Below are 3,087 nucleotides of genomic sequence, written 5' to 3'. Positions count from 1 at the left end.
TCAAATTGCTTGGGTGTTATATGGTCAAGCCTCACGGGCAATTAGTATTGGTTAGCTCAACGCCTCACAGCGCTTACACACCCAACCTATCAACGTCGTAGTCTTCGACGGCCCTTCAGGGGACTCAAGGTCCCAGTGAGATCTCATCTTGAGGCTAGTTTCCCGCTTAGATGCTTTCAGCGGTTATCTATTCCGAACATAGCTACCCGGCAATGCCACTGGCGTGACAACCGGAACACCAGAGGTTCGTCCACTCCGGTCCTCTCGTACTAGGAGCAGCCCCTCTCAAATCTCAAACGTCCACGGCAGATAGGGACCGAACTGTCTCACGACGTTCTAAACCCAGCTCGCGTACCACTTTAAATGGCGAACAGCCATACCCTTGGGACCGGCTTCAGCCCCAGGATGTGATGAGCCGACATCGAGGTGCCAAACACCGCCGTCGATATGAACTCTTGGGCGGTATCAGCCTGTTATCCCCGGAGTACCTTTTATCCGTTGAGCGATGGCCCTTCCATACAGAACCACCGGATCACTAAGACCTACTTTCGTACCTGCTCGACGTGTCTGTCTCGCAGTCAAGCGCGCTTTTGCCTTTATACTCTACGACCGATTTCCGACCGGTCTGAGCGCACCTTCGTACTCCTCCGTTACTCTTTAGGAGGAGACCGCCCCAGTCAAACTACCCACCATACACTGTCCTCGATCCGGATAACGGACCTGAGTTAGAACCTCAAAGTTGCCAGGGTGGTATTTCAAGGTTGGCTCCACGCAGACTGGCGTCCACGCTTCAAAGCCTCCCACCTATCCTACACAAGCAAATTCAAAGTCCAGTGCAAAGCTATAGTAAAGGTTCACGGGGTCTTTCCGTCTAGCCGCGGATACACTGCATCTTCACAGCGATTTCAATTTCACTGAGTCTCGGGTGGAGACAGCGCCGCCATCGTTACGCCATTCGTGCAGGTCGGAACTTACCCGACAAGGAATTTCGCTACCTTAGGACCGTTATAGTTACGGCCGCCGTTTACCGGGGCTTCGATCAAGAGCTTCGCGTTAGCTAACCCCATCAATTAACCTTCCGGCACCGGGCAGGCGTCACACCCTATACGTCCACTTTCGTGTTTGCAGAGTGCTGTGTTTTTAATAAACAGTCGCAGCGGCCTGGTATCTTCGACCGGCGTGGGCTTACGGAGCAAGTCCTTCACCCTCACCGGCGCACCTTCTCCCGAAGTTACGGTGCCATTTTGCCTAGTTCCTTCACCCGAGTTCTCTCAAGCGCCTTGGTATTCTCTACCCAACCACCTGTGTCGGTTTGGGGTACGGTTCCTGGTTACCTGAAGCTTAGAAGCTTTTCTTGGAAGCATGGCATCAACCACTTCGTGTTCTAAAAGAACACTCGTCATCAGCTCTCGGCCTTAGAATCCCGGATTTACCTAAGATTCCAGCCTACCACCTTAAACTTGGACAACCAACGCCAAGCTGGCCTAGCCTTCTCCGTCCCTCCATCGCAATAACCAGAAGTACAGGAATATTAACCTGTTTTCCATCGACTACGCTTTTCAGCCTCGCCTTAGGGACCGACTAACCCTGCGTCGATTAACGTTGCGCAGGAAACCTTGGTCTTTCGGCGTGGGTGTTTTTCACACCCATTGTCGTTACTCATGTCAGCATTCGCACTTCTGATACCTCCAGCAAGCTTCTCAACTCACCTTCACAGGCTTACAGAACGCTCCTCTACCGCATCATCCTAAGATGATACCCGTAGCTTCGGTGTATGGTTTGAGCCCCGTTACATCTTCCGCGCAGGCCGACTCGACTAGTGAGCTATTACGCTTTCTTTAAAGGGTGGCTGCTTCTAAGCCAACCTCCTAGCTGTCTAAGCCTTCCCACATCGTTTCCCACTTAACCATAACTTTGGGACCTTAGCTGACGGTCTGGGTTGTTTCCCTTTTCACGACGGACGTTAGCACCCGCCGTGTGTCTCCCATGCTCGGCACTTGTAGGTATTCGGAGTTTGCATCGGTTTGGTAAGTCGGGATGACCCCCTAGCCGAAACAGTGCTCTACCCCCTACAGTGATACATGAGGCGCTACCTAAATAGCTTTCGAGGAGAACCAGCTATCTCCGAGCTTGATTAGCCTTTCACTCCGATCCACAGGTCATCCGCTAACTTTTCAACGGTAGTCGGTTCGGTCCTCCAGTTAGTGTTACCCAACCTTCAACCTGCCCATGGATAGATCGCCCGGTTTCGGGTCTATTCCCAGCGACTAGACGCCCTATTAAGACTCGCTTTCGCTACGCCTCCCCTATTCGGTTAAGCTCGCCACTGAAAATAAGTCGCTGACCCATTATACAAAAGGTACGCAGTCACAGAACAAGTCTGCTCCCACTGCTTGTACGCATACGGTTTCAGGATCTATTTCACTCCCCTCTCCGGGGTTCTTTTCGCCTTTCCCTCACGGTACTAGTTCACTATCGGTCAGTCAGTAGTATTTAGCCTTGGAGGATGGTCCCCCCATATTCAGACAAAGTTTCTCGTGCTCCGTCCTACTCGATTTCATGACTAAGAGATTTTCGCGTACAGGGCTATCACCCACTATGGCCGCACTTTCCAGAGCGTTCCGCTAATCTCAAAGCCACTTAAGGGCTAGTCCCCGTTCGCTCGCCACTACTAAGGGAATCTCGGTTGATTTCTTTTCCTCAGGGTACTTAGATGTTTCAGTTCCCCTGGTTCGCCTCTTAAGCCTATGTATTCAGCTTAAGATAACCATCTTATGATGGCTGGGTTCCCCCATTCAGACATCTCCGGATCAAAGTCTGTTTGCCGACTCCCCGAAGCTTTTCGCAGGCTACCACGTCTTTCATCGCCTCTGACTGCCAAGGCATCCACCGTATGCGCTTCTTCACTTGACCATATAACCCCAAGCAATCTGGTTATACTATGAAGACGACATTCGCCGAAAATTCGCACTTGCTCATAGAGCAACTCACAAATTTTACCTTAGCCTGATCCGTTACCAGTGAAAGTAACGTTCAGTCTATCTTTCTATCACATACCCAAATTTTTAAAGAACGATCTAATCAAAA

At 51.0% G+C, this 3,087-nt stretch carries 1 rRNA gene; it reads right to left on the bottom strand.

From position 1 onward, the window contains the following. Nucleotides 1-20: 20 nt before the first annotated feature. Nucleotides 21-2,913, bottom strand: a 23S ribosomal RNA gene (locus tag CKW24_RS27575). Between the last annotated feature and the right edge of the window lie 174 nt (nucleotides 2,914-3,087).

Source organism: Pseudomonas sp. Irchel 3H3, from assembly GCF_900187635.1.
Lineage (GTDB): Bacteria > Pseudomonadota > Gammaproteobacteria > Pseudomonadales > Pseudomonadaceae > Aquipseudomonas.
This window is presented reverse-complemented; position numbering and strand designations above follow the sequence as displayed.